At 38.4% G+C, this 25,853-nt stretch carries 21 protein-coding genes and 1 CRISPR repeat array; all 21 genes read left to right on the forward strand.

From position 1 onward, the window contains the following. Positions 1-657: a hypothetical protein gene (locus tag FHX64_RS00870; protein WP_183411951.1), complete on the forward strand. Its 657-nt coding sequence runs from the start codon at positions 1-3 to the stop codon at positions 655-657. Between the two features lie 251 nt (positions 658-908). Next, positions 909-1,535: a hypothetical protein gene (locus tag FHX64_RS00875; protein ID WP_183411952.1), complete on the forward strand. Its 627-nt coding sequence runs from the start codon at positions 909-911 to the stop codon at positions 1,533-1,535. Between the two features lie 31 nt (positions 1,536-1,566). Further along, positions 1,567-2,064, forward strand: a complete 498-nt coding sequence (gene cas4 / locus FHX64_RS00880; protein ID WP_183413484.1) for a CRISPR-associated protein Cas4 — start codon at positions 1,567-1,569, stop codon at positions 2,062-2,064. A gap of 54 nt (positions 2,065-2,118) precedes the next feature. After that, positions 2,119-2,502: a GxxExxY protein gene (locus FHX64_RS00885; RefSeq protein ID WP_221202110.1), complete on the forward strand. Its 384-nt coding sequence runs from the start codon at positions 2,119-2,121 to the stop codon at positions 2,500-2,502. Between the two features lie 97 nt (positions 2,503-2,599). Beyond that, positions 2,600-3,616, forward strand: a complete 1,017-nt coding sequence (cas1b, locus tag FHX64_RS00890) for a type I-B CRISPR-associated endonuclease Cas1b (RefSeq protein ID WP_183411954.1) — start codon at positions 2,600-2,602, stop codon at positions 3,614-3,616. 67 nt (positions 3,617-3,683) lie between these two features. Then, positions 3,684-4,058 carry a four helix bundle protein gene (locus FHX64_RS00895; protein ID WP_221202111.1) on the forward strand — a complete coding sequence of 125 codons (375 nt, stop codon included), beginning with the start codon at positions 3,684-3,686 and terminating at the stop codon, positions 4,056-4,058. Positions 4,059-4,155: 97 nt separating this feature from the next. Continuing rightward, the gene (cas2, locus tag FHX64_RS00900; RefSeq protein ID WP_183411955.1) at positions 4,156-4,419 is read left to right on the forward strand and encodes a CRISPR-associated endonuclease Cas2; all 264 of its coding nucleotides are present in this window, start codon (positions 4,156-4,158) and stop codon (positions 4,417-4,419) included. Between the two features lie 224 nt (positions 4,420-4,643). Further along, a CRISPR array of direct repeats spans positions 4,644-9,402; the repeat unit is 30 nt; unit sequence CTACAAATCAGACCAAAGTGGAATTGAAAT. A 176-nt stretch (positions 9,403-9,578) separates the two neighbouring features. Continuing rightward, a complete protein-coding gene (locus FHX64_RS00905; RefSeq protein ID WP_183411956.1) occupies positions 9,579-9,785 on the forward strand; it encodes a hypothetical protein in 207 nt (68 codons plus the stop codon). A 138-nt stretch (positions 9,786-9,923) separates the two neighbouring features. Beyond that, complete coding sequence (locus tag FHX64_RS00910) at positions 9,924-10,667, forward strand: MBL fold metallo-hydrolase (RefSeq protein WP_183411957.1); 744 nt, start codon at positions 9,924-9,926, stop codon at positions 10,665-10,667. A 53-nt stretch (positions 10,668-10,720) separates the two neighbouring features. After that, positions 10,721-11,059, forward strand: coding sequence for a hypothetical protein (locus FHX64_RS00915; protein ID WP_183411958.1), 339 nt, complete (start codon positions 10,721-10,723; stop codon positions 11,057-11,059). Between the two features lie 207 nt (positions 11,060-11,266). Next, positions 11,267-12,340 carry a mannose-1-phosphate guanylyltransferase gene (locus FHX64_RS00920; RefSeq protein ID WP_183411959.1) on the forward strand — a complete coding sequence of 358 codons (1,074 nt, stop codon included), beginning with the start codon at positions 11,267-11,269 and terminating at the stop codon, positions 12,338-12,340. A 24-nt stretch (positions 12,341-12,364) separates the two neighbouring features. Beyond that, entirely contained in the window at positions 12,365-14,485 is a 2,121-nt protein-coding gene (gene dpp5 / locus FHX64_RS00925) for a dipeptidyl-peptidase Dpp5 (protein WP_183411960.1), read from the forward strand. A 228-nt stretch (positions 14,486-14,713) separates the two neighbouring features. Further along, on the forward strand, positions 14,714-16,432 hold the full coding sequence (locus FHX64_RS00930) for a tetratricopeptide repeat protein (RefSeq protein WP_183411961.1): 1,719 nt from the start codon (positions 14,714-14,716) through the stop codon (positions 16,430-16,432). 220 nt (positions 16,433-16,652) lie between these two features. Further along, the gene (locus FHX64_RS00935; protein ID WP_183411962.1) at positions 16,653-17,996 is read left to right on the forward strand and encodes a tetratricopeptide repeat protein; all 1,344 of its coding nucleotides are present in this window, start codon (positions 16,653-16,655) and stop codon (positions 17,994-17,996) included. 30 nt (positions 17,997-18,026) lie between these two features. Further along, positions 18,027-18,305 carry a hypothetical protein gene (locus FHX64_RS00940; protein WP_183411963.1) on the forward strand — a complete coding sequence of 93 codons (279 nt, stop codon included), beginning with the start codon at positions 18,027-18,029 and terminating at the stop codon, positions 18,303-18,305. A gap of 187 nt (positions 18,306-18,492) precedes the next feature. Beyond that, positions 18,493-18,891, forward strand: a complete 399-nt coding sequence (locus tag FHX64_RS00945; protein ID WP_183411964.1) for a T9SS type A sorting domain-containing protein — start codon at positions 18,493-18,495, stop codon at positions 18,889-18,891. 291 nt (positions 18,892-19,182) lie between these two features. Continuing rightward, on the forward strand, positions 19,183-20,817 hold the full coding sequence (locus tag FHX64_RS00950; RefSeq protein ID WP_183411965.1) for a tetratricopeptide repeat protein: 1,635 nt from the start codon (positions 19,183-19,185) through the stop codon (positions 20,815-20,817). Positions 20,818-21,321: 504 nt separating this feature from the next. Further along, a complete protein-coding gene (locus tag FHX64_RS00955; protein WP_183411966.1) occupies positions 21,322-22,620 on the forward strand; it encodes an SPASM domain-containing protein in 1,299 nt (432 codons plus the stop codon). Positions 22,621-22,679: 59 nt separating this feature from the next. Further along, positions 22,680-23,771 carry a glycosyltransferase gene (locus tag FHX64_RS00960; RefSeq protein WP_183411967.1) on the forward strand — a complete coding sequence of 364 codons (1,092 nt, stop codon included), beginning with the start codon at positions 22,680-22,682 and terminating at the stop codon, positions 23,769-23,771. 48 nt (positions 23,772-23,819) lie between these two features. Continuing rightward, on the forward strand, positions 23,820-24,383 hold the full coding sequence (locus tag FHX64_RS00965; RefSeq protein WP_183411968.1) for an L-threonylcarbamoyladenylate synthase: 564 nt from the start codon (positions 23,820-23,822) through the stop codon (positions 24,381-24,383). Positions 24,384-24,401: 18 nt separating this feature from the next. After that, positions 24,402-25,805, forward strand: a complete 1,404-nt coding sequence (locus FHX64_RS00970; RefSeq protein ID WP_183411969.1) for a sugar transferase — start codon at positions 24,402-24,404, stop codon at positions 25,803-25,805. The last annotated feature ends 48 nt before the right edge of the window (positions 25,806-25,853 follow it).

Consider the following 25,853-nt stretch of genomic DNA (forward strand, 5'->3'; position numbering starts at 1 on the left):
ATGAAATTTTCGGCAATATATCAGCCAACAAATTTATTCTCTCTAAAGGAAAGTAACTCAACTAACTCAGGCGCAAAATCATTGCTCTTGCCTTCTCCTTATTCAATAAAGATGGCATTGTTTAATCAGGCAATAACAATAGATGGTACTGAACAGTTTGAAAATAAAAAAAGTCAAGAACTATCTTATATCAGAGATGCAGGTATTGAATACTTCATCTCAGGTAGTTTTTGCGTAAATAATTGTTTTGTTACTATTCAATCATTGAGAGATGGAACTTATCGCGGAAAACCCTCTTTTAGAGAATACATTTATTTATCGGATAACATTGAAATCATTTTTGAAGTTAAAGACGAAAGTGCAAAAGCTTATCTTCAAAAGTATCTTCATCGAATAAATTATTTTGGGAAACGAGGATGCTTTTTTCAATTTGTTGGTTATAATGACAGTCCAAGTAAAAGTAATGTGAATATTTTTGATGTAAAAAACTTCAAGCCTGGAATTTTACAAGAATATGATGATATGGCAGAAGATGCTGAATTCAAACATATAAATAATTTTGATTCTGCTACAGCAAAACGATCCAAAAAGATTCTTTTGATTCCTGTTCACAATGAGAATTCATCAAAATCATACACACATTACAAAATCATTTGAACTATAGGTTCAAAAAATTGTTTACCTCCACACCCCGAAGGTTTTCGAAACCTTCGGGGTGAAAATCGGGTTGAAGAAGAGATTAAGGAGCAGTCTTATTACCTTATCGAACGAAAATATGATCATGAATTGGACTTACAGTGGGATGTGGAAGAAAAAAGGGATGAAATGAATATATTATAATTATCATCTCCATTACCTCCACATCCCGAAGGTTTCGAAAACCTTCGGGATGTAAATCGATAAAAACTATGGCAGAACAAAAAACACCTTTGGGACCTGGCAAATACTACCATATCTATAATCGTGGCATCAATCGTTGCGATCTATTCTACGATAACGAAAACTACGAATACTTTTTGGATTTGTACCAACAGTATATTTCGCCGGTGACGAATACATTTGCATGGGTGTTGATGAAAAACCATTTTCACCTGCTGGTACAAATACTACCGCCCGAACGATGGGGAAATTTAAACCCCGAAGGTTTCTCAAACCTTCGGGATTTAGAAACAAAAAAACGGATCTATCAACAATTCTCTAACCTGTTCAACGCTTACACCAAGGCCTTCAACAAACGTTACGGGCGAACAGGGAGTTTGTTTGAACATCCATTCAGAAGAAAAGAGATAGACTCCATAGAGTATTTGAAACGAGTCATTGTCTATATACACCAAAATCCGGTTAAACATGGGTTTGGCGAACATCCTTCGGGTTATCCCTGGAGCTCCTATAACACATGCATATCAATCAAGCCGACAAAATTGGAACGTGAAAAAGTGATTGGCTGGTTTGGAAGCAATACAGAGTTTATTTCCTCTCACAACGGGAAAATGGAAACTAATGATATTGAACAATGGCTGGATCTTGACGAATAAATACAACTTAAATATTCAACTCTCCAATCATATGACCGGAACTCATTTGAACTACTATAACGTGTGCCATCGGAAACTATGGTTGTTTGCCAACGGAATCAACATGGAACATACCAGCGATTTGGTGTACGAGGGCAAACTGATACACGAAGAAGCCTATCCGCAGCGGCCCGAACGCTATGAGGAACTGGAGATAGACGGCATTAAACTCGACTTTTACGATGCGCGCAACAAGGTGATTCACGAGATCAAAAAGTCGGACAAGGTGGAAGATGCACACCGCTGGCAGGTGAAATATTACATCCATGTGCTGGAGCGCAATGGAGTGGAAGGTGTGACAGGCATCCTGGAATATCCTACCCTGCGCCGCACGGAAAAGGTGGAGCTGAACGACGAAGACAGGGAGAAGCTGAAAGCGATTGAAGCAGAGATCAACGCCATCATCGAAAGTGATGTATGCCCCCCGGTGATCCATAACAGAATATGCCGGCAATGCAGTTATTATGAGTTTTGCTACGTGGAAGAGTAATGTCGGAACGGAGATTTTAAGAGATTATTCGATTAATGGGATAAAACAATGATTATGAAGTATGCCGATATCACCGAGAAGATTATTAAATATGCCTTCAAGGTGCATAATATACTGGGAAATGGCTTTCAAGAGGTCATTTATCAACGTGCCTTAGAAATTGATTTGCAGGGTTCAGATCTTGAATTTTCGCGTGAATTTGAAATGCCTATCTTTTACGAAGGTGCTCAGATAGGTACGCGCAGAGTTGATTTTCTGGTTGAAAAAATCATCAGCGTAGAGTTGAAAGCTGTGATTCACTTAGAGAGTGTGCATTTGGCGCAAGCGATGAACTACTTGGAGGCCTATAATTTAGAGGTAGGCTTATTAATCAACTTTGGAGCAAACAGCCTGGAATTTAAGAGACTGACAAATAAAAAATACAAAACCAATGCCTGAACCCAAATTTTAGGAGATTTCCAGAATAAGGAGAATTAGCCATCTCATTCATCCAATAATCTCTTAAAATCCCGGTTCTGACTTTTTCTGTCTAATAATGAAGAAAACCTACTATCTTTTTAATCCCGGCCATTTGGAACGAAAGGACAATACGCTGAAGTTTACACCAGTGGAGGAAGACGGCAACGGGCTTCCGCAGGAAGGACAGGCACGGTATCTGCCGGTGGAAAACATCAGCGATTTGTATGTATTTGGTTCGCTGACGGCGAAAAGTTCACTGTATAACTTTTTGGGACAAAATGATATCGCGGTGCACTTCTTCGATTACTACGAGAACTACACCGGATCGTTTATGCCAAAAGATTCTCTGTTGTCTGGACGTATGTTACTGGCACAGACCGCGCATTATCAGGATAAAAAACAACGGGTTGTTATAGCGCGCAAGTTCATTGAAGGGGCGGCATTCAACATGGTGAAAAACCTGAAGTATTACGATAAGCGGGGACGGGATATGGAACCGTTGGTTGACACCATCGAAGGATATGCTTCGTCGATTCCTGCCGTGACGGGCGTGGATGAGCTGATGGGACTGGAGGGTAACATCAGGCAGGTGTATTACGATGCATTTGAGTTGATAATTAATGATTTCACGATGGGGAACCGTACCAAGCAACCTCCCAACAACGAAGTCAATGCGTTGATATCGTTTGGAAACATGATGTGCTACAGTCAATGCCTGCGTGCCATTCACCAGACGCAACTCAACCCGACAATCAGCTATCTGCACACGCCGGGGGAACGGCGTTACTCGCTGGCGCTGGATGTGGCGGAGATATTTAAGCCTATCCTTGTGGATAGAGTGATCTTTAAGGTGCTAAATAAGAAAGAGATTCAGAAAAAACATTTTGATACCAAGCTCAACCGTTGCCTGCTGAATGAACAGGGGAAAAAGATTTTTGTGAAAGCCTTTGAAGAGCGTTTAACGGAAACCATTAAGCACCGAACCTTGAATCGTGATGTAAGTTACAAACAACTAATGAAACTGGAGTGCTATAAACTGAGCAAACATCTGCTCGGCATGGAAGAATATAAACCGTTTAAGATGTGGTGGTAAAGATTGAAGGACTGAAGGATTGAGGGATTGAAGGTGAAGAATATTGCATGATAAATCAATAATAGATATGATGACAAACCTTGCATTTAAAGAACAAATGAACAATAGGTTGAAACGGTTTGCACTTGAGATTATCAAATTATATCAATCATTACCTTCTACGGGGGAAGCGACAGTGATTGGAAAACAGGTATTACGACCGGGGACTTCCATAGCTGCTAATTATAGGGTAGCTTGCCAATCTCGTTCAGGGAAAGAATTTTATAGTAAACTGTCAATTGTAGTCGAAGAAGCTGATGAGACTTTGTTTTGGCTGGAATTATTAGCTGAAGCCGGAATCGTTTCGATGGAACGTTTAGCGATGATTATGCAGGAATCAGTCGAAATTGTAAAGATTATGGCAACAGCCCGTAAAAATTTTACCCGGTCTACCGGTAAATGATTATTTGATTATCCAGTTGAATTGAAGGTGATACTAGTCAGAAATTGTAGCGGTGTTATTCAGTTATTCAGTCACTCAATTATTCAGTTATTATTTTATGTATGTCATTTTAGTATATGATGTTGGTGAAAAGCGGGTGGGCAAGATGCTGAGGCTATGCCGGAAATATCTTAACTGGATACAGAACTCGGTGTTCGAGGGCGAAATTACTGAAGTGAAGCTACATGAATTGAAAATAAAGGCGGGCGATATCATGCATGAAGAAGAGGATAGCCTGATTATTTTTAAAAGCCGAAATGAAAAATGGCTTGACAAGGAAATTATTGGGAAAGAGCGCAGTAGCGTAGAAACTTTTTTATAGCAGATTGTCGAATGCAATATACGAACTCCTTTAGGCAGTGCAAAGGATCAATAAAATGGGACTGCGAGATCTTTGACATTCTGAATAACAATTCATTACATTATATTGTCGAAACCCCGGGCAAAACATAGAACCGGACATCGACAACTTCGGCACAAGAATAAGCGGTTGAAAGCATCACTGAAATGCCCTAAAATCGCTTATATTTGTGCTCGAATTAACGACTACAAATCAGACCAAAGTGGAATTGAAATATTCACATTTGAATTATAATCGAACGCAACACATATCTACAAATCAGACCAAAGTGGAATTGAAATATCACCCATTTCGCGTGCTAGTTTTGCAAGAAGCATCTACAAATCAGACCAAAGTGGAATTGAAATCAATCTCATATTTATCAATATCAGAAAAATAGTAACACTACAAATCAGACCAAAGTGGAATTGAAATAAACGAAAAATCACCTATTTGCTTTGTAATTTCTTCTACAAATCAGACCAAAGTGGAATTGAAATACTCGAAACCTCGTTGTTGGTTGAATTCCTTGAACACCTACAAATCAGACCAAAGTGGAATTGAAATCGCAAACTATACAGAATGAAACGTTGCCAGGCGCTAACTACAAATCAGACCAAAGTGGAATTGAAATAATTTTGTTTAATCGTTCAAAATTGGATAAATGTGCTACAAATCAGACCAAAGTGGAATTGAAATGAATTATTGGATGTTTCAACAACTTTTGCAACATGCTACAAATCAGACCAAAGTGGAATTGAAATTGATGAAGAAGCTCGCTATAGCAGGTTTGGAGCCTGCCTACAAATCAGACCAAAGTGGAATTGAAATAAGGCTGACATTATTACTGTTAATATCCAGCCAATCTACAAATCAGACCAAAGTGGAATTGAAATCTTGGTATGAGTATTAAATTGTTAATATTTGACTGACTACAAATCAGACCAAAGTGGAATTGAAATTGAGAAAGTTTCGCAGGAATATGAGAAAAAAGCGGTCTACAAATCAGACCAAAGTGGAATTGAAATGAAAAATGCGGAATACCGGCGAAAATGGCTGAATACTACAAATCAGACCAAAGTGGAATTGAAATATATTTAAATGAAACTTCTAATTTTCTAAGGTAGTCTACAAATCAGACCAAAGTGGAATTGAAATGAATCCATCATCAACATAATAACCTGACGTGATTCTACAAATCAGACCAAAGTGGAATTGAAATCAGGAAGTTTTGAAAACTTATAAACAAAATCATCCTACAAATCAGACCAAAGTGGAATTGAAATAACTTTATATTCGATTTGCCATCCGGTTTCCCATTCTACAAATCAGACCAAAGTGGAATTGAAATTCCAGACGAGCTTTAGTAAATACATTTGCACGGATCTACAAATCAGACCAAAGTGGAATTGAAATTAGGCTACTGGAGTAGTATCATAAACGGAAAGATTTCTACAAATCAGACCAAAGTGGAATTGAAATGTTAAAGAAAATATCTTCAGTGATTTGACATTGTGCTACAAATCAGACCAAAGTGGAATTGAAATAATTTTTTTAGTGTTAAGTCGTTTCCCCTCATACTACTACAAATCAGACCAAAGTGGAATTGAAATGTTACTTCAATCTTTTCATAAGCTCCAAGCGAGTTTCTACAAATCAGACCAAAGTGGAATTGAAATATATTAAAAAACTTACCAATCGCCAGTCTATTGTCCTACAAATCAGACCAAAGTGGAATTGAAATCGGAAATCAGCCGTTGCATTAACACAAGAAAATAATCTACAAATCAGACCAAAGTGGAATTGAAATATCAATTTCCATTCTATACCAGGACAATTACACCATCTACAAATCAGACCAAAGTGGAATTGAAATAAGAGAACCCCACGCTGTCCTGTATAATTTACCACACTACAAATCAGACCAAAGTGGAATTGAAATTGTGATATATGCCAACCTTTGAAAGTTGTCCGGTCTACAAATCAGACCAAAGTGGAATTGAAATGCAAGAGACGCTATGATAGTATCTCCGTCTTTCACCCTACAAATCAGACCAAAGTGGAATTGAAATCATAGAATGATTCCTGATCGACAAGCATAATAGTAATCTACAAATCAGACCAAAGTGGAATTGAAATTACGCTACTTGACTTTCGAGGTACGGAAGCATAGAACTACAAATCAGACCAAAGTGGAATTGAAATATAATTCAGGAGCCGAAATACATGTGTCAAACTGCTACAAATCAGACCAAAGTGGAATTGAAATATATTTAAATGAAACTTCTAATTTTCTAAGGTAGTCTACAAATCAGACCAAAGTGGAATTGAAATGAATCCATCATCAACATAATAACCTGACGTGATTCTACAAATCAGACCAAAGTGGAATTGAAATGAATGATTCAGTGACTCGCGTATGGAAAACACGGGGCTACAAATCAGACCAAAGTGGAATTGAAATAAAGAAGCAGATATTAACGCTTCGTGAATTTCAAAACTACAAATCAGACCAAAGTGGAATTGAAATGGAGACGACCGTGACATCCGGGACCAACTGAGAGAACTACAAATCAGACCAAAGTGGAATTGAAATTATCGACATATTTGTCCTTAGCGTCTTTATTTTCCCTACAAATCAGACCAAAGTGGAATTGAAATATCAGACAGGCGCTGTTGATAGGCTGTCAATCCAAGCTACAAATCAGACCAAAGTGGAATTGAAATTACTTATCTTTGAGCGTTGCTGTTTTCTTTGCAGTCTACAAATCAGACCAAAGTGGAATTGAAATAACAAGCCAGGTAATACATATACACTGGCAGATCTCCTACAAATCAGACCAAAGTGGAATTGAAATCGCTGGAATAGTGATGATAGAAATTGAAAATTCGCCTACAAATCAGACCAAAGTGGAATTGAAATTTATAAGTCAGATAATGGGATGTAGATCTATTGTTCTACAAATCAGACCAAAGTGGAATTGAAATTTCCAACCGATATTTTGTCGGCATCAACAACACCATCTACAAATCAGACCAAAGTGGAATTGAAATGAATTGCTTCGAAAACAGCAAGAGTTCCTATTTGCTACAAATCAGACCAAAGTGGAATTGAAATGAAAATGAGATTATTATTTGATCAAACTCATTGAACTACAAATCAGACCAAAGTGGAATTGAAATTTATCACATATGGTCAACATTACCGTTTATTAAATCCTACAAATCAGACCAAAGTGGAATTGAAATAAAACAGCTATAAACCAAAACTGCAATAAACTTCATTCTACAAATCAGACCAAAGTGGAATTGAAATAAAACACTCATAAGCCTCTGTAGTTCAACGGATAGACTACAAATCAGACCAAAGTGGAATTGAAATACCGCTACGGCCAAAACGGTAGCAATCACAATGTCTACAAATCAGACCAAAGTGGAATTGAAATTAGTAATTGACAATGGTTGGATTGATAATCCCGTTCTACAAATCAGACCAAAGTGGAATTGAAATTTTTGTCAAAAGGAAGTGCCTGCATGTTGATATTACGCTACAAATCAGACCAAAGTGGAATTGAAATAGTTTTTCGGCTTGTGCTTCAATCGTGGCGTTCAATCTACAAATCAGACCAAAGTGGAATTGAAACAAAAAGGAAATTTCTTTAAAGATATAATCCATGTTGGCTACAAATCAGACCAAAGTGGAATTGAAACTCTACATATATCCAGCATTGAAACTGATCTGTAGCACTACAAATCAGACCAAAGTGGAATTGAAACCAGGTTTTGTATATTCTCGGCTCGCTGATCGGCGGCCTACAAATCAGACCAAAGTGGAATTGAAACAAATACAGCAGGAAAAAATAAAATTGATTACCTCACTACAAATCAGACCAAAGTGGAATTGAAACATAATCCGATCGTCTATCTTCGCAAAAGTACGAAACTACAAATCAGACCAAAGTGGAATTGAAACAAAGTTCCTATCTCCAGAAAGCGTGCTCTGGATCCCTACAAATCAGACCAAAGTGGAATTGAAACGAGGGAGAGGTAACACTTAGACCTCTTGGAGAGCCAGACTACAAATCAGACCAAAGTGGAATTGAAACACAAGTAGCTGATTTGTAACCACCCCTCCGCTTTGACTACAAATCAGACCAAAGTGGAATTGAAACATTATAGTCTCAAACACGGCTAATCTCGAAGCCGCTCTACAAATCAGACCAAAGTGGAATTGAAACAAATATACTGGGGCTGGAGTTACAAAGCCATTTTCTTTCTACAAATCAGACCAAAGTGGAATTGAAACTAACCTCTGATCTTTGCCTGTCGATCTCATTTGCTCTACAAATCAGACCAAAGTGGAATTGAAACGATCATCCAGTCCATTAATCCTTTTTTCCCGATCTGCCTACAAATCAGACCAAAGTGGAATTGAAACGCGTAATTCAGGTATCTTCCTATTCGCCGATCATGCTACAAATCAGACCAAAGTGGAATTGAAACATCAACAACGCTTGACGGATTGGGTAGCTTACGTAACTACAAATCAGACCAAAGTGGAATTGAAACTCAATCGATCGCGACGCTTTCTTATCGGCCTTCGATCTACAAATCAGACCAAAGTGGAATTGAAACAATTTAATGAAACTCATCTCCCTTGGACGGATGAACTACAAATCAGACCAAAGTGGAATTGAAACATTAAAAAAAGAATGGGAATCGCTCGGAGATAGTCTCTACAAATCAGACCAAAGTGGAATTGAAACCTTCAATACGGGTAACTTGGCCGGCTATGAATTCGACTACAAATCAGACCAAAGTGGAATTGAAACCGGGAGATATTGACGGTATTACTTCATTAACGACTAACTACAAATCAGACCAAAGTGGAATTGAAACCTTACAATATTCCCAATATCCGTATTTGCCGTGTTGCTACAAATCAGACCAAAGTGGAATTGAAACTAAGCCGTGATCAAACAGCTTGTCGGAGTATCCAGCTACAAATCAGACCAAAGCCAAACTGACCGGAGTATATAATATGAGTTATTATTGTATCTTTGTGGCAAACATAATGTTATATACCTGTAATTTGTATGTTCTGCAATAGGTGTCTAACATGTGATGCTAAATAGAATACCATGGCGAAGTATTATGTCAACAAGCAACCGGAGTCCACAGGTAAACATGAAGTACACCAGTCAGGATGCTCTCATTTACCTTCTATTGGACAACTGGTCTATTTAGGTGATTTTGATTCATGTTCCGAAGCAGTGATAGAAGCTGAGAAATATTTTATTCATGTTGAGGGATGTGAATTTTGTTGTTCAGGATGTCATATGTCCTGATTACAAACATACTCAATAAACCCGGATGACTTGAATCATGCCGGGGGAGGCGGCAGCAAACCGTTTGATTTGTTGCGTACCAAAACACATGGAATGTATTTATCTTTGCATGGAAATTAATAATAGTGGAGGTGAATCATGACAAGAATAGTGGCTTTACCTGTCCGGTTTAATGCCGGGAACACAGAACGTACGCTCTTCCCGGTCATTGCAGGTGATTCGAAAACGACAGTGCTAATAGATACAGGTTTCCCGGGTCAGTTACCGCTCCTCGAAGCAGCCGCAGAGCAGGAAGGATTTTCATTCAGTTCACTTGCTTACGTGGTTATCACCCATCATGACATTGACCATATGGGTTCATTAGCTGCTTTGAAAAAAAAATATCCCTTTGTACAGATTGTTGCTTCAGCTATTGAAGCTGATTATATCAGCGGGGTAAAGAAATCTCCCCGTCTGGAGATGGCAGAAGAGCGACTGGCCATGTTGCCTGCATCCGAACAGAAAGCCACCCGCGATTATATCGAAACATTGCAGCGTGTGGAAAGGGTTCCGGTAGATAAACTGTTTAAAGAAGGAGAATTGATGTCATGTCTTGGCGGCATTTTGGCAATTAGTACACCCGGACACATGAGAGGACATATATCTCTCTATTTTGAAGCAATGAAAGTGTTGGTTGCCGGTGATGCGTTAGGTGTCAGGGATGGGAAACTGCAAATGGCAGATCCCTATTATACGCTGAATATGGCGCAGGCAAAAGATTCTGTACAAAAATTTCTGAAATACGATATCCGGAAAATCATTTGCTATCATGGCGGCCTTTTTGAAGGAGACTGCAGGAAAGCATTGGAAGGAGTACTTGACTCGTGGCATGTTAATGAATAAGAGATGAAACAGAAACTATCCGGCATATCCGGTAGAAGGATGAACTTTATATCATGCGATTTATTTTTCTGATTATTATGATTCTTATGGTTCTTTTTATGACTGCCTGCCATGGAACCCATCATTCTGTAACTCCACAGGTGATACATGCCATCCCTGCTGATGAGATGGTGAAGGCAGTGGTAAACAATGCACAGGGGGATACATTAAGAATGGTATTTAACAACACGAAGCATAATGCCGTCATTATGTTTCATAAAGATACTGTTCTGTTGCAACAGGACACAACTGCATCGGGCATTCACTACAGCAATACCCGTTTTGACTACAGGGAATGGCATGGGGAAATCGTGTTGAAAAAAGATGCCCGCATAGTGTTCCATCGCCCATGAAACTTCCCTTTCCCGGGATATTTTATTCCGAACGTAGCGTTGTTTTCATGTGTTATTTAACATACAATTCTTCGCACATAAAGTGACAACTTCGACTTTGTCTTTTTCAAAAAAAGAGTACCTTTGTCATCCCGACAGGTATTATTTAACTTACTTATTCTTATCTGTTTGTTATAAAAGTGTCTCTTTTTTATAAACCCCAACCTTATGAAAAATAATTATTGCGTCATTATGGCGGGAGGTATCGGCAGCCGTTTTTGGCCTTTCAGCCGGAATAACCGACCAAAACAGTTCCTTGATTTCTTTGGAACCGGACGTTCGTTGTTGCAAATGACTTTTGATCGTTTCTCAAAATTCGTACCCGCAGAAAATATTTTAATTGTTTCCAACATGCTTTATAAAGACATGATATTGGAACAATTGCCAGCTATTAAACCGGATCAGATCTTGTTGGAACCCACCCGGCGAAACACCGCTCCCTGTATTGCATATGCTGTTCACCGGATAAAGGCAATGACGGATAAAGCCAATATTATAGTGACACCTGCCGATCATCTTATCCTGAAAGAAAACGAATTTCAAAAGGCTATCCTGAAAGGGCTGGAATTTATCGAAACACACGATAACTTGTTAACGCTTGGCATGAAACCCAATCGTCCCGAGACCGGATATGGATACATACAACTTGCAGATGGCGATGGCGACTTGCGTAAGGTGGTTACTTTTACCGAGAAACCTAATCTGGAGATGGCAAAGGTCTTTGTACAAAGTGGAGAATTTTATTGGAATTCGGGAATGTTCCTCTGGAATCTCCAAACGATCGAACAGGCATTTCAAAACTTGTTGCCCGAATTGTACCAGAAATTTGTGCAACGCCCTGAAGTGTTTAATACGCCTCAGGAACAGGAGTATATTAATGAGGTATTCCCGTCATGCCATAACATATCGATTGATTACGGGATTATGGAAAAAGCGGACAATGTTTATGTGTTGACGGCCGAATTCGGTTGGTCTGATTTGGGAACATGGGGTTCATTGTATGATCTGGCCGAAAAAGATGAACATCAGAATGTCACGCTGCAATGTAAAGCGCAATATTATGAAAGCGAAGGTAACATTGTTACTCTGGAACCCGATAAGCTGGTGGTGCTCGATAATTTGTCGGGATACATTGTGGCCGAATCAGCCAATGTGTTGCTGATATGCAAAAAAGAAAACGAACAGCGTATTCGCCAGTTTGTTGCTGATGTACAGGTGAACCATGAAGAGAAATTTATTTGATCGTAACCTTAGTAAGCAAAAAGTATGAGAAACACCTTTTTTTTGTTGGCGCTCTTTGCGCTGGTATCTTTTTCTTGCAACGAGAAATCGAAAACGGATGAGTCACTCATCGAAAAACCAACAATTAACGTGAAAAATGGACTTATGACTCCCGAGGCGCTATGGGCTTTCGGGCGGATAGGCGATGTGTCGGTGTCGCCTGATGCAAAAACAATTCTTTTTAGTGTGACCTATTATAGTATTTCCCAAAACAAGGGGAACACGGAGTTATACACCATGAATATTGACGGTACGGATGTACAACAGATCACAAAAACACGCAAGAGCGAAAGTAATCCGGCATTCAATCCGAACGGAAAACGCATCGGGTTTTTATACCCCGATAAAAACGGAGACAACCAGTTCTTTGAGATGAACCTTGATGGCTCCGACAGAAAGCAGATTTCCGACATTGAAGGAGGCATTGAAGCATTCCGCTATGCTCCCGATGGAAAGCAAATTGTTTACATCCATGACGTAAAACGGACTAATCCGTTTAAGAGGCTTTACAAGGGACTGAAGCAAACCTCCGGACGGATTAATGATGACCTGATGTACAGACATTGGGATCAATGGGTTGACAGCTATCCGCAACCTTATGTTGCCGATTTTGACGGAAAGAAATTATCCAATGATTATGACTTGTTGGGAGGAACAGAATTTGAATCGCCTATGCGTCCATTTGGAGGTATCGAACAGATTGTCTGGTCACCCGACAGCAAAACTATTGCTTATACATGTCGTAAGAAAGTGGGCAAAGCCTACTCTTTATCCACCAATTCGGATATTTACCTGTTTGACGTAGCGACAAAGACAACTCAGGATTTATCGGAAGGTATCATGGGGTATGATATGAATCCGGTTTATTCACCCGATGGCTCGAAAATCGCATGGGAAAGTATGGACCACGACGGTTACGAATCGGACAAATCAAGGATTATGATTTATGATTTCGCCAACAAGACACGCATTGACTATTCCAAAAATTTTGATCAGGATTCGCATACGTTCTGTTGGGACAAAGACAACCAGCATCTTTACTTCACAAGCCCATGGCATGGAGTTACCGATATCTTTAAGCTGAACATAGCTAATGACTCAATTACCCGTTTGACGAATGGCGTTCATGATTATCTTGCCCTGAATCTGGCAGGTAATCAATTGATTGCAACACGTCAGTCCATGTCGGCTCCTACAGAAATCTATGCGGTGAATACGGCAACCGGGAAAGAGACACAACTTTCGGATATCAATAAATCATTGATGGCTAAGCTTAACATGGGTAAAGTGGAAGCCCGTTGGGTAAAAACGACCGATAATAAGCAAATGTTGGTGTGGGTGATTTATCCGCCTAACTTTGATGCTACAAAGAAATATCCGGCTCTTCTCTATTGTCAGGGTGGCCCTCAGGATATGGTGAGTCAGTTCTGGAGTTATCGTTGGAATTTCCAGATCATGGCAGCTAATGGCTATATCGTGGTAGCTCCGAATCGTCGCGGACTTCCCGGATTTGGCGAGGCCTGGAATCGCGAAATCAGCGGTGATTATGGTGGACAGAATATGAAAGACTATATTTCAGCTATCGACGCAGTGGCTAAAGAACCGTATGTCAACAAAGACCGATTGGGATGCGTTGGAGCAAGTTATGGCGGTTTTTCTGTTTACTGGCTCGCCGGACACAATACGAACAAACGCTTCAAAGTATTTATTGCTCATGATGGCTTTTTCAATATGGAGCAACAATATCTGGAAACAGATGAAATGTGGTTTGCAAACTGGGATTTGGGTGGCCCATACTGGGATAAGAAAAATCCTGTTGTACGACGTAGTTATGCTAACTCCCCGCATTTGTTTGTGGATAAATGGAACACTCCGATTATGGTTGTTCACAGCCAACTGGATTACCGGATTGTTAATTCGCAGGGAATGGCTGCTTATAATGCGGCAGTGTTAAGAGGTATTCCTGCTTTGTATCTTTACTTCCCCGATGAATCGCATTTTGTATTGAAACCACAAAATGCAATTTTATGGCAACGAACCTTCTTCGATTGGTTGGATAAATGGTTGAAAGACCCGGTTGGCAAGGATAAACCGGTTGATTTATAAATTTGATATTTAATTGTTTAGTATTTAGGCAAAATCTATATGCAGGTTGTTTCAACGTAAAAGGGAACAACCTGTTTTTTTGAAGTTATCATTGTAATTGCAAACAACTGTTTTTTTAGTAGCTTTTTCGTGTGAAATGTGTACATTTGTACTCACGCTATTGTTTTTTGTCGGAAAAAAAGCAACACAAACGTTTGAGTCAACGAATTTCTTAATTGAATATATTATATGAATTTTTCCCGTTACGGTATAATTGTTATGTTGCCGTTGTTGGTAATTTTACCGGTCACTGCAAAAACTAAACCATCAGCTCAGGCAATACTTACAACCCCACGACAAGTACAATTTGATTACTATTTTGATGAAGCGCTTCGTGAACGTCTTGCCGGCCATTGGGATGCTGCTTTTGATTTGTTGCAGGCATGTCAGCGTCTAGAACCCGATAACGCAGAAGTATATTTTGAGCTTTCAAAATGTTATTTACAAGGCAATAATGACACAAAAGTAATCTCCTCACTTGAAAAGGCATGTCAATATGATCCCCGTAATGTTTGGTATAAGTCAGCTTTGGCAGAACAATGCCTTTCGGACCAGAACATTGAGAAGGCGATAGCTGCATATCAGTCTATCCTGAAAATAGATCCTGAAAATGAAGATGCAGTGATGATGCTGATTTCTATTTATACTCAGTCAGGAAAGCTGGCTCTTGCAATAAATGAATTGAGTCAGTTGGAAAAGATTCAGGGGATGAGCCAGGATATCACCGTTGAAAAGGCGCGTCTGTATTTTATGATGCATCAAAATAAAAAAGGAATCGATGAAGTGGACAAACTGATTAATACATATCCTCACGAACTGAAATACCAGGTACTGCGTGGGGATATTTATTTAGGTCAGGGGATGAAGAAAGAGGCATTGGCTGAATACCAACATGTACTGTTGATTAATCCAAATCAGGGAGATGCACTATATTCGCTTTCCAAATATTATCAGGCTGTCGGTGATACGACAATGATGATGAAGGTGCTGGATCAGATGATGAAGAACAAAAATGTGGAAGTAGATACTAAATTGGCAGTGCTTAAAAATTTAGTGACAACTCCCGCATATGTTTCCAAAGTGCAAGCTTTCTTGCCGGCGCTGCTGTCCATGTATCCTGATGAGGAAGATTTGCACAATTATCAATATATGTTTGATATGATGCGGAATGATACCCTGAAAGCCGAGTCGGAATTGAAAACCATGCTGGATCTTGATCCTCAGAATAAAGTGACATGGATGCGCATGCTGGATTTACAATTACAACGACAAAAATATAATAAGGCCGATTCGTTGTGCGGGGTTGCATTGAGCTATTTCCCGAATGATCCGGACCTCTACTTTTTCAAATCAGTTGCCTTGTTTCAGTTGGGAGATTTCCGACAGGTAATTTCCTATTGTCACAAAGCTCTCCCTTTGGTTCCGGATGAAAATCTGAATCTTCGTTCCCAGGTTTATTCGCAAATGGGAGACACCTTCTATCGCCTTGGAGAAAAAGATTCTACGTTCTGGGCTTATGACCAGGCTTTGAAATACCAACCGAATAACATAGGCACATTGAATAATTATGCCTATTACCTGTCACTTGAGAAGCGTGATTTACCCAAAGCCGAGAGTATGAGTGCCCGAACCATTAAAGCAGAACCAAATAATGCAACATTTCTGGATACATATGCGTGGGTGTTTTTTGTAGAAGGCAATTATGCTTTAGCTAAGATCTACAGCCAGCAGGCTATCGAAAACGGAGGAGACAAGAATGCCGACGTCCTCGAACACTATGGTGATATCCTCTACAAAGCCGGCGATCATGAAAAGGCGGTTGAAATGTGGCAAAAGTCTCTTGATGCGGGGAACACATCCCCGATTGTAAAAAAAGAGGTCGAAACAAAAACATATATTCCAAAGTGAATGTCCGTTTCTAACAACTAAGCGCTATTTTTACTTTTACTCAGAGAGTCCTTTACCGTAATGTTATCTGTCCGACGATACACCTTTTTGGATGATATAGGAAGGGGTATTGTTGTTGTATAAAATAATTACTTTCCATATTATAGATTTTCCTTTTAGTTATGACGTAGAATAGATTTCCGGGGCATAATATTCATAGAAATAATATAACCATTTAAACATGAGTATGAGAATGAGGATGAAAAGTGGGATGAAGAGAGTAGAACTCATACGTGTGCTGGCGATGACTATGCTGATACTGCTATTGGCCGGTTGTTATCATACGTCCAAACATGATGCGCAAGTACTGGCTATTTCTGAGCAGGTTATTGAGGCTCACCCGGATAGTGCATTTCAATTGTTGAAATCTATTCAACGTCCAGCATCATTAAAGCATAAAGACTATGCCCTGTACGCCTTGCTTTATACCAAGGCGATGGATAAACTACGATTGCCAGCGTCATCTGATTCTCTAATTCGGATAGCTGTAGGCTATTATTCATCTGTGCATGCTCCCGGGAGATTAGCACAGTCCTATCTTTATCTTTCACGCATCAATCGGCAGGATGGGGACAATAAAGATGCTGCTGATAATTTGATGAAGGCAGAAGAAGAAGCGAATAAGACCAAAGGCAATTTTTGGTTATTGGGGTTAATTAATACAGACAAAGCTAATATATACTATGATCAGGATCAATTAGATAGTGCTTTGTTGGCGAATAAAAGAGCTTACATTTTGTTTCAAACTATACATGATAGTCATAATATGGCAATTACCCTAATAAATATAGGGAAATGTTATACGCATAAATATCAAAATGATAGTGCTTTATATTATTATAAGCTAGCTCAACAACAAGCTCAAGGAGTTAAAGATACAGTGATTTTATCTACTATTTTACGACTTGAGGGATTTCAGTTATATAAAATGCATCGTTATGATCAGGCTCTTTCTTATTTACGGCAGTCACTAAAAACATCATCTGATCTTTATAATGCTGGAAAGTTTCTGAACATAGGAATGGTATATATAGCGATGCATAATTATGAATTAGCACATTTCTATTTTTTACAATCTCTTGTGAATTCATCTGATTTATCTGTTCGTAGTGCCTCATACCAGCAATTACTACAGCTTGCTATCAAAGAGCAAAATATAATTGAGGTCAACCATTACGCAGAATTATATGTAGATATCAACGATTCAATTTATCAGAAAGCCTTGGCTACCAGTTTAGCTGGTATAGAAAAAAGATATAATTATGAACGAATTGCCGGGATTAACAAGAGTTTGATTATTAAGCAACAGTATATTTATATATGGTTGTTATTTTCATTTCTGATTATTGCAGTAGGTACTCTTCTATTCTTTTACTATCGAAATCAGGAAAAGAAGGTAATCAATAAGCTGATGCAACAGCAATTGGAATTTCAGCAGGCAAAAATAGATAAGCTGGAACTTTTGCAACGTATTGCGCATCTGAGGTTTATTCCTAAAAACAATCTGGAACAAACCGGAGCGTAATTCTTAAAGCTTTTTGCCAAAGAAATTGATATGGCTTCCCCGGCTAATATGGATGAGTTGTTTGATGCCATTGATAGTGCTTATAATAACCTGTCAAAACGTATTTATGCCCGCTTCCCATTGCTCAGCCGTAAGGAAGTGCTCTTCTGCTGCATGCGTTTTGCTGATTTTGACGCGGCTTCTATTTCTACTATCCTTGATATCCAAATCAATTCGGTTTATCGGTACACCTCCTTAATACGCGATAAAATGGGATATGCAAAATCTGTCAGTTTAGAACAAATTCTTGCCGAATTTGAGACAATATGAGGCTTTCTTTGATAGTCATAAAAGGCTTTTCCATATTGACGTTATAAAACGTATTCGCAATCATTTGAAATGCAGTATTTTATATGTGTTGTTTTTTTTGAATTCCATCTCATTTTTTTCTCGCATTGTGAAGAATGATACAAAAACACTGATACTTTTGAAAAAGTAACTTCAAAAAATTTTTGTGATGAAAACAATTTCTTTCTCATTGGTGCTTCTTTTAGTAATAGCTCTGTGTGGTTCTTTCTTATTTCCTGTTTCTTCTTCCGCAAAAAGTGATCCTGTAGGAGGGACACCGATTACTACTATTTCCAGTATGTCAACTATGTCTTTAATGACAGTTGCTCCGGCATCGTTGTATGCTACGGTTGTAGGCACTCAGGTAACCATCCAATGGAGCCAATCGATCGGACAGGCTGAGTTGATGATTGAAGACGCAACCGGTCAGGTAGTGGTTGACGATATGGTTAACACAACCAGTACGTCGAACTATACGGTTGACATGAGTGGATTCGATAGTGGTACTTACACCGTGATCCTGCAAAGCAACACCAACCAGTTAACTACTACATTTACGTTGAACTAAGGCGTAATGTTTATTATTCACGGGAATCTTAAGAGTTTCCCGTGAATAGGTTTGTGCACGGAAAATTTGACTATGTGACATTCCTTGTATGTCAAAATATATAAGAAGAGTGGAGTGGTTGTAGATTTGATATGGAAAATGATTCTGTTGAGATTGATGAGCTGCCTTAAAATGTGTTTTTGGGGCAGCTTTTTGTATGCCACTATTCCAGAAAGATTACAGCATTATTTATTTATCTTTGCAGAACCCATTTTATCAATTAAAAAAAACATATTTTGTTTGTCGTATTGAATGAAAAATTTACTGGTTGGTTTATTGTTGTTATTCTCCTTATACAGTTGCCATCGTAATTCAAAAATAAACCAGGAACGTTTACAACAGATTGAGCTGATTACCCGTACTTCTCCTGACAGGGCGATGTCTCTGTTGCATTCATTATTTCCGCACCCGGAACAGTTAAATAAATCCACAGCAGCTTATTATGCTGTGTGTTACAATGATGCTGCCTGGCATGTAGATCCTCGCTTGCTTTCCGATTCATTGGCAACTTTAGCCGTAACCTATTACTCCAAGCACATAAATCCCGAGGAAACTCCTAAAGCATATTTTTTATTATCATTGACAAAGAAAGAACAACAAGAAGCGGATGCGAGTGCTGATGCTTTATTGCAGGCAGAATCTTTTGCTTCTCTGTATCACAATACTCGTATTTTAGGATTGGTATTTGCGCAAAAAGGACTATTAATGCATGATCAAAATGAAGATAGTTGTAGTGTGAAGAATCATAAAATAGCAGCATCCTTATTTGCATCGATTCATGACTCCAGTAATCAGATTATTGAAAATTTATCAATCGGAATAGAATTCATTGATCAAGCTCAGTATGATAGTGCTTGGTATTATGTGGGGATTGCAGAAAAAATGGCTCGATTATCGAATGATACCGTTTTATTATCAAGTATTTTTCGTGAAAAAGGGATGGATAAATTCTATCAGGGAGATGCAAATGCCGCAGAGATGTGGCTTCAGGCGGCTTTGCATACATCACATGATGTTTATGATGCTGGAAAATACATGAATTTAGGTTGGATATATCTAAAGCAGAAAAAATATGATTTGGCTAGAACTACTTTAACTACAGCATTACGGCATAATCCTCCCATTACATTAGAAAATGCTTGTTATCAGCAACTAATTAATACTGCATATGCTCAGCATGATTGGAAGGGGTTGCGCCGGTATGCGTTGCAATTTGAGATAAGCGTTGATTCTGCTTATGATAGTTCTTTAAAATCAAGTTTGCTGGGTTTAGAGAAAAAATATCAATATGAACACTTTCGGGCACAGAATCAGGCACTAACCATTAAAAATCAGCGTTTGGGATTAATTGCTTTGGGAATCTTATTGCTGTTGATGATTATTGGTTATTATTATTTGCGTGTTGTATTGAAAAACAGGGAAATCCAGTTGCTTCACGAGCAGGAAAAGGTTCAAATAGCCGAAAGAGAAAAAAAATTACGTCAGTCTATTGCCGGACAACTCGATGTGTACGGAAAAATTATCTCGCTCAGTACAATGTCCAATGACAACCCCGAACATGTAGGAGCACAATTTCAGTACTTATTCAATGGAGGAATCCTAAAATCCGAAGAAAGTATTGCTGATTTTATAAAGAATGTGGATGAAGTGTATGATCATTTTTCTATAAAGTTGCAGGAACAATACCCAAAGCTTACTAAAACTGATATTTTAATTTGCTGTTTGATGAGAGCTGGGTTTGAAAATGACACTATTGCTCGTTTTTTGGATATTCAGATGTATTCTTTTCATACGCGCTGTCATCGCCTCCGCGAACGCATGTCCTTGCCTCGTAAAGTCGTTTTGTCCCAATTTCTCGCCAATTTTTCGGGAGAAAAACAGGCTTAACACCCTTATTTTTGCCACTGTCAAGTTTTTTGTTTTTCGTCTATTTTCAACATATTGAAATTCAATGTGTTGTAAGTGTTAATTTCTGTAATGTACAGTTCTGATTTTTGCTCTTAAGGTATTTTTCTTCAAAAAAATCGGTAATTTTGAAAGGAGAATAACAATTCTCTTGCTAAAATTTCGTGTTGGATTTTTTTGTGCGGATGATTTTGTTCAAATATTCATTGAAGAAATTTTAGATTATGTTAGAGTGAAATGCTAAAGAGTTGTTCGTAATAAATTATTTATCCTATGAAATTAAATACAATGGATGAGCATGCATTGCTTATGTTAGAGTCACTACCTATCCTGGGTTTGTCTGATGAAGATGAACAAAGCAGAATTAATCAAACAATTTTGCCTTGTAAAGGCTATTGTCATCAATTATGCGTACTTCATTTTTCTTCCACATATGAGGATTGAAAAACTTTTTGTGTATCAAAATCCCACTATAAATAAATTTTTATGGCAGAATTAACGGAAAGCCGGTATAATTATAGACTCAAATATGATGATCAGATTGTCTATTTTAATGGAATAACTCGTCAGTTTATTCCTGTTCCTGATATTTTAGAAGATACTGTTGAAAGCATTTTGCATCATCCGGAAAAGGCAACGAATACAGCTCCGTCCTTTCTTGAAAAATTACAATCCACAGGATTACTGGTAGAGCGTTCTGTTGACGAGGTAGAAATGATCAGGGAGCGATATCATCAAGCCAGGAATGACTTGTCATATCAGTTGACAATTTCATTAGGCAATGTTTTTTCACATGCATCGCACGATGAGTATAGAGCTTCTGAAGGAGTAATGTCAAGTCGATTTACAGAATCAATTAAAAAACATTTTGATCGCTATATACAAGAAAATTCGATTCGTCAGTTGCAGTTAGAATGGTATGGAAAACAGTTGACACAGGAGACATTGCATGTGATGGAAGAAATCTCATTATATGCAAATGGATTATGTACGCAGCATAATGTTGATTTTCATGTAGGCATAACTACTTACAAATTACCTGAAAAATTGGAAGATTTGGCCCGGATTACATCACTGCCAGTAAAATCAATACGGTTCATTTTGAATTTATCAACGGCTCAAAACAAACAGCAGTCTGCGAAAGCTAAGGAAATATCAGACTTTGTAGAGCGATTCCCTCAGTGGATTGCTTTATTTCCGGAAATGTTCTTTGTGATTCTTGTTCGGGGGGCATTGGACTCTATTCATTTTGATTTGTTTCTGAATCAGATGAATGAGCATATTGATGAGTCGGTACGTAAAAATGTATCTGTCTTTTTCAACGATGAGTCTATGCACTTGCAAGAGGACGAATCCGTACGAACAGAGAAATTGCGTCAGTTGTTTCAATCAGGATATAACCAAAAATGGGATGATTTGTTGCCAACGATTTGCACTACTGAGAAAAAACATGCTTATGCGATCAACCTTGAAGGCAATGTTGGTAAATGTTTGACCAGAGCACATCAGGGTGCTTCGGGATATTTGACCACTCATGGCAATATTTTTTGGGATGAGACCAAATTGCATATAGATAGCGATATTCCTCTATTTGAGAATATTCGCTGTTTATCCTGTAAACATTTGCCAATTTGTATGGGTGAATATGTCTCTGTTCAACGATTGGATGACCGTTCATCTATACCATCGTCATGCCTGCTGCTTCCATGGGGTATTTCTCCAGAGTCTGTGGTGCGGTATTACTGCGACGTATGGTTAGATCGATATTCAAAAAGCCAAGTATAGTAGGGAAATATTTTCTGAATTTTCTCTAAATGTAAACAACTAATGGTATCTTTGCCATTATGTTTGTTACATTATGCCTTTTACTATCTGCCTGGCCAATCTTTATTTATGGCAACTTCTTAAGCCGAATGAAGGGAGGGTGGTTGTTGTATCCGATAATCCATAAAACTCCACAACCGTTTTCTATTAAAGCGACAATAGTTGTGTGCGCCCGCAATGAATCAACACATATTGCTCATTTACTTACGGCGTTGATGTCGCAGAGCTATATAAATCGTGAAATCATAGTGGTGGATGATGGATCAACGGATAATACGGTTGAAATTGTTCACACTTTTGCTGAGATTATTCTGGTGGCTTTGCCAGAAAGTGTAGGCAAAAAAGCGGCATTACGCAAAGGACTTGAACATGCAACCGGCGAACTAATTATTTGCACTGATGCAGATTGCGTTATGAGCAATGATTGGATTCGGGCATTGGTAAATTGTTATCAGATTGACTTTCCCGATATGATAATAGGTCCAGTCCGCATACATCATCCTCGAGCTTCTTTGTTTCAGCATTTACAATCAATTGAATTCATGAGCCTTGCAGCTTCTACTGCAGGTTCGGCTATTATTGGTCGTCCTATAATGTGTAACGGGGCCAATTTGGCTTTTACTAAAGAGGCGTGGGATACATCATCCCATGAATTAAAGGATTGCTATGCTTCCGGCGATGATATGTTTTTGATGGAGAGTATCAAAAGTAGAGGAGGCAAAATACGTTATGCTAAATTTCAGGAAGCGATCGTTACAACAGAGCCAGTACAAACTTTCTCCTCTTTTTTCCACCAGCGAAGTCGTTGGGTTTCAAAAAGTGAGGCTTATTCTGATCCTGACATCAAATTTGTGGCTGGATTAGTAGCGAGTGTAACATTGTTGCCCTTCCTTTTGGCGTTGATAGGAGTTTTTGATCCTTGGTTTTTTCTCGTTTCAGTGCTTTCCTGGGGAATTAAAACAGGTTTAGACTATAGATTTCTGCGAATATTTCGCCCCTTTTTTGTCATTTTTTTTCCACCTTGGCAATTCTTGTTGGTAGCTGTTTTATACCCGTTTTATATTATTATATCACTTATTTTGGGTAGGTTTAGGAAAGTAATTTGGAAGTAAGCGATAAAAGTGAATATACTAAAATATCGAATTAAACGTTTTGTATTTATGGAAGAAGAAATGAAAAAGTGCCTGGAAGTTTTGCGAACTGGTGGCGTGATTTTATACCCTACAGATACAGTGTGGGGATTGGGATGTGATGCGACTAACGAAGCTGCTGTCAAAAAGGTTTATGAAATTAAGAAAAGGGAGGATAGTAAGGCGTTGTTATTGCTGGTAGACCATATCGGAAAACTTCAAAGCTATGTTGATGAGATTCCTGCTTTAGCTTTTGATATTATAGAAATGAGTGATAAACCTATCACTGTCATTTATTCTCAGGGGAAAAATCTGGCAAAAAATGTTTTAGCTGAGGATGGCAGTATAGGTATTCGGGTAACGAATGAATTATTTTCAAAGACTCTCTGTGAACGTTTTCGTCGTCCGATTGTTTCTACTTCTGCCAATGTAAGTGGGGAGAAGACGCCTCATAATTTTGCTCAAATCTCAGATGAGATTCTTAAGGCAGTGGATTATGTGGTTCAATATCGTCAAAACGATTTCACTGAAGCCTCTGCTTCGTCTATCATTAAACTTGGTCCAGGCAGTTATGTTAAAGTAATCAGGGAGTAACTATATACATCAAATAATATGAATCGCCAAAAACAAAAGGTTGTTTATATCATTGCCGATATGGGAACGGCTGTTGCATCATGGGTCATATTTTTTGTTTATCATAGCTATGTGAGTAATATGCAAACTCCAGTGGCTACAATCAAGTCTTTACATTGTAGTTTTTGGGGAGTGTTATTGGTATATCCTTTTTACTGCGTGCTAATCCATTATTTGTCGGGCTATTACTTGCGTCCTTTTCAAAAACAACCTCTCTTGGAATTTGTTACAACGTTTATGTCTTCGTTGGTCATTGCGTTGACTATATTCTTTCTGCTATTGTTTAGGGATGTTGTGATTTCCAATCATTATTATTTGTTTTTTAGTGTATTGTTTTTAGCACAGCTTGGGCTTACTTATTTTGTCCGAATTTTCATAACACATACTGTGAAAAATAAAATTCGAAAAGGAAAGCTGAGCTTTAATACTTTAATTATTGGGACAGGTATCAATGCCCAGGCCGTTTTTAGTCAGTTACAATTAAATCAGCATAAAAACGGGAATAAAGTGTTGGGCTTTGTTGATCCTGGGCAAGCCTTGAAGGAAAACAATGATCCGAAAAGTATTTGTTCATTGTCAGATATTGCCTCGGTTATTGAGGAACATCATATTACAGAGCTTTTTATTGTGGCGGATAATAGCAACGAAGATGAATTGTTTGACATTGTTAATCAATTGTTGATCTTTCCTGTTTCAATTAAGGTTTTGCCACGTGTATATGAATTTTTGACAGCACGTATTCGCATTAATTCATCAACAATCTCTCCGTATATTGAGATTACGGCTTTGTCAATGCCTGATTGGCAATTGTGCACGAAACGTTTTCTTGATATCGTTATTTCATTTTTTGTACTTGTGTTTTTCTCTCCGGTATTTTTGTATCTGTTGATCCGCGTTAAACGAGAGACTCCTGGTGTTGCAATATATCGTCAGGAGCGAATTGGGTTGCATGGGAAGCCATTTCAGATTTTAAAATTTCGTACCATGTACAGTAATGCCGAAAATGGCGTGCCGCAATTAACATCAAAGCAAGATCAGCGTATTACACCCTTTGGAGCGTTTATGCGAAGATATCGTCTGGATGAGTTGCCTCAGTTTTATAATGTTTTGAAGGGGGATATGTCCATCGTAGGGCCTCGTCCTGAACGTCAATATTTCATAAATCAAATTATGCGTGAAGCACCTTATTATTGTTTGCTATATAATGTTCGACCAGGATTAACCTCGTGGGGACCAATCAAAGTTGGCTATACCGATATGTTTGAAAAAATGGTTGAACGCTTACAGTATGATATTTTATATTTAGAGAATATGTCTTTGCTCTCAGATATGCAAATTTTATTATTTACATTGTCTACTATAATTAAGGGGAAAGGGTGGTAAATATTGTCAGTATCATGCAATATCACTACTTTTGTGCTATGAACTATT

The sequence above is a fragment of the Microbacter margulisiae genome (assembly GCF_014192515.1).
Taxonomy (GTDB): domain Bacteria; phylum Bacteroidota; class Bacteroidia; order Bacteroidales; family Paludibacteraceae; genus Microbacter; species Microbacter margulisiae.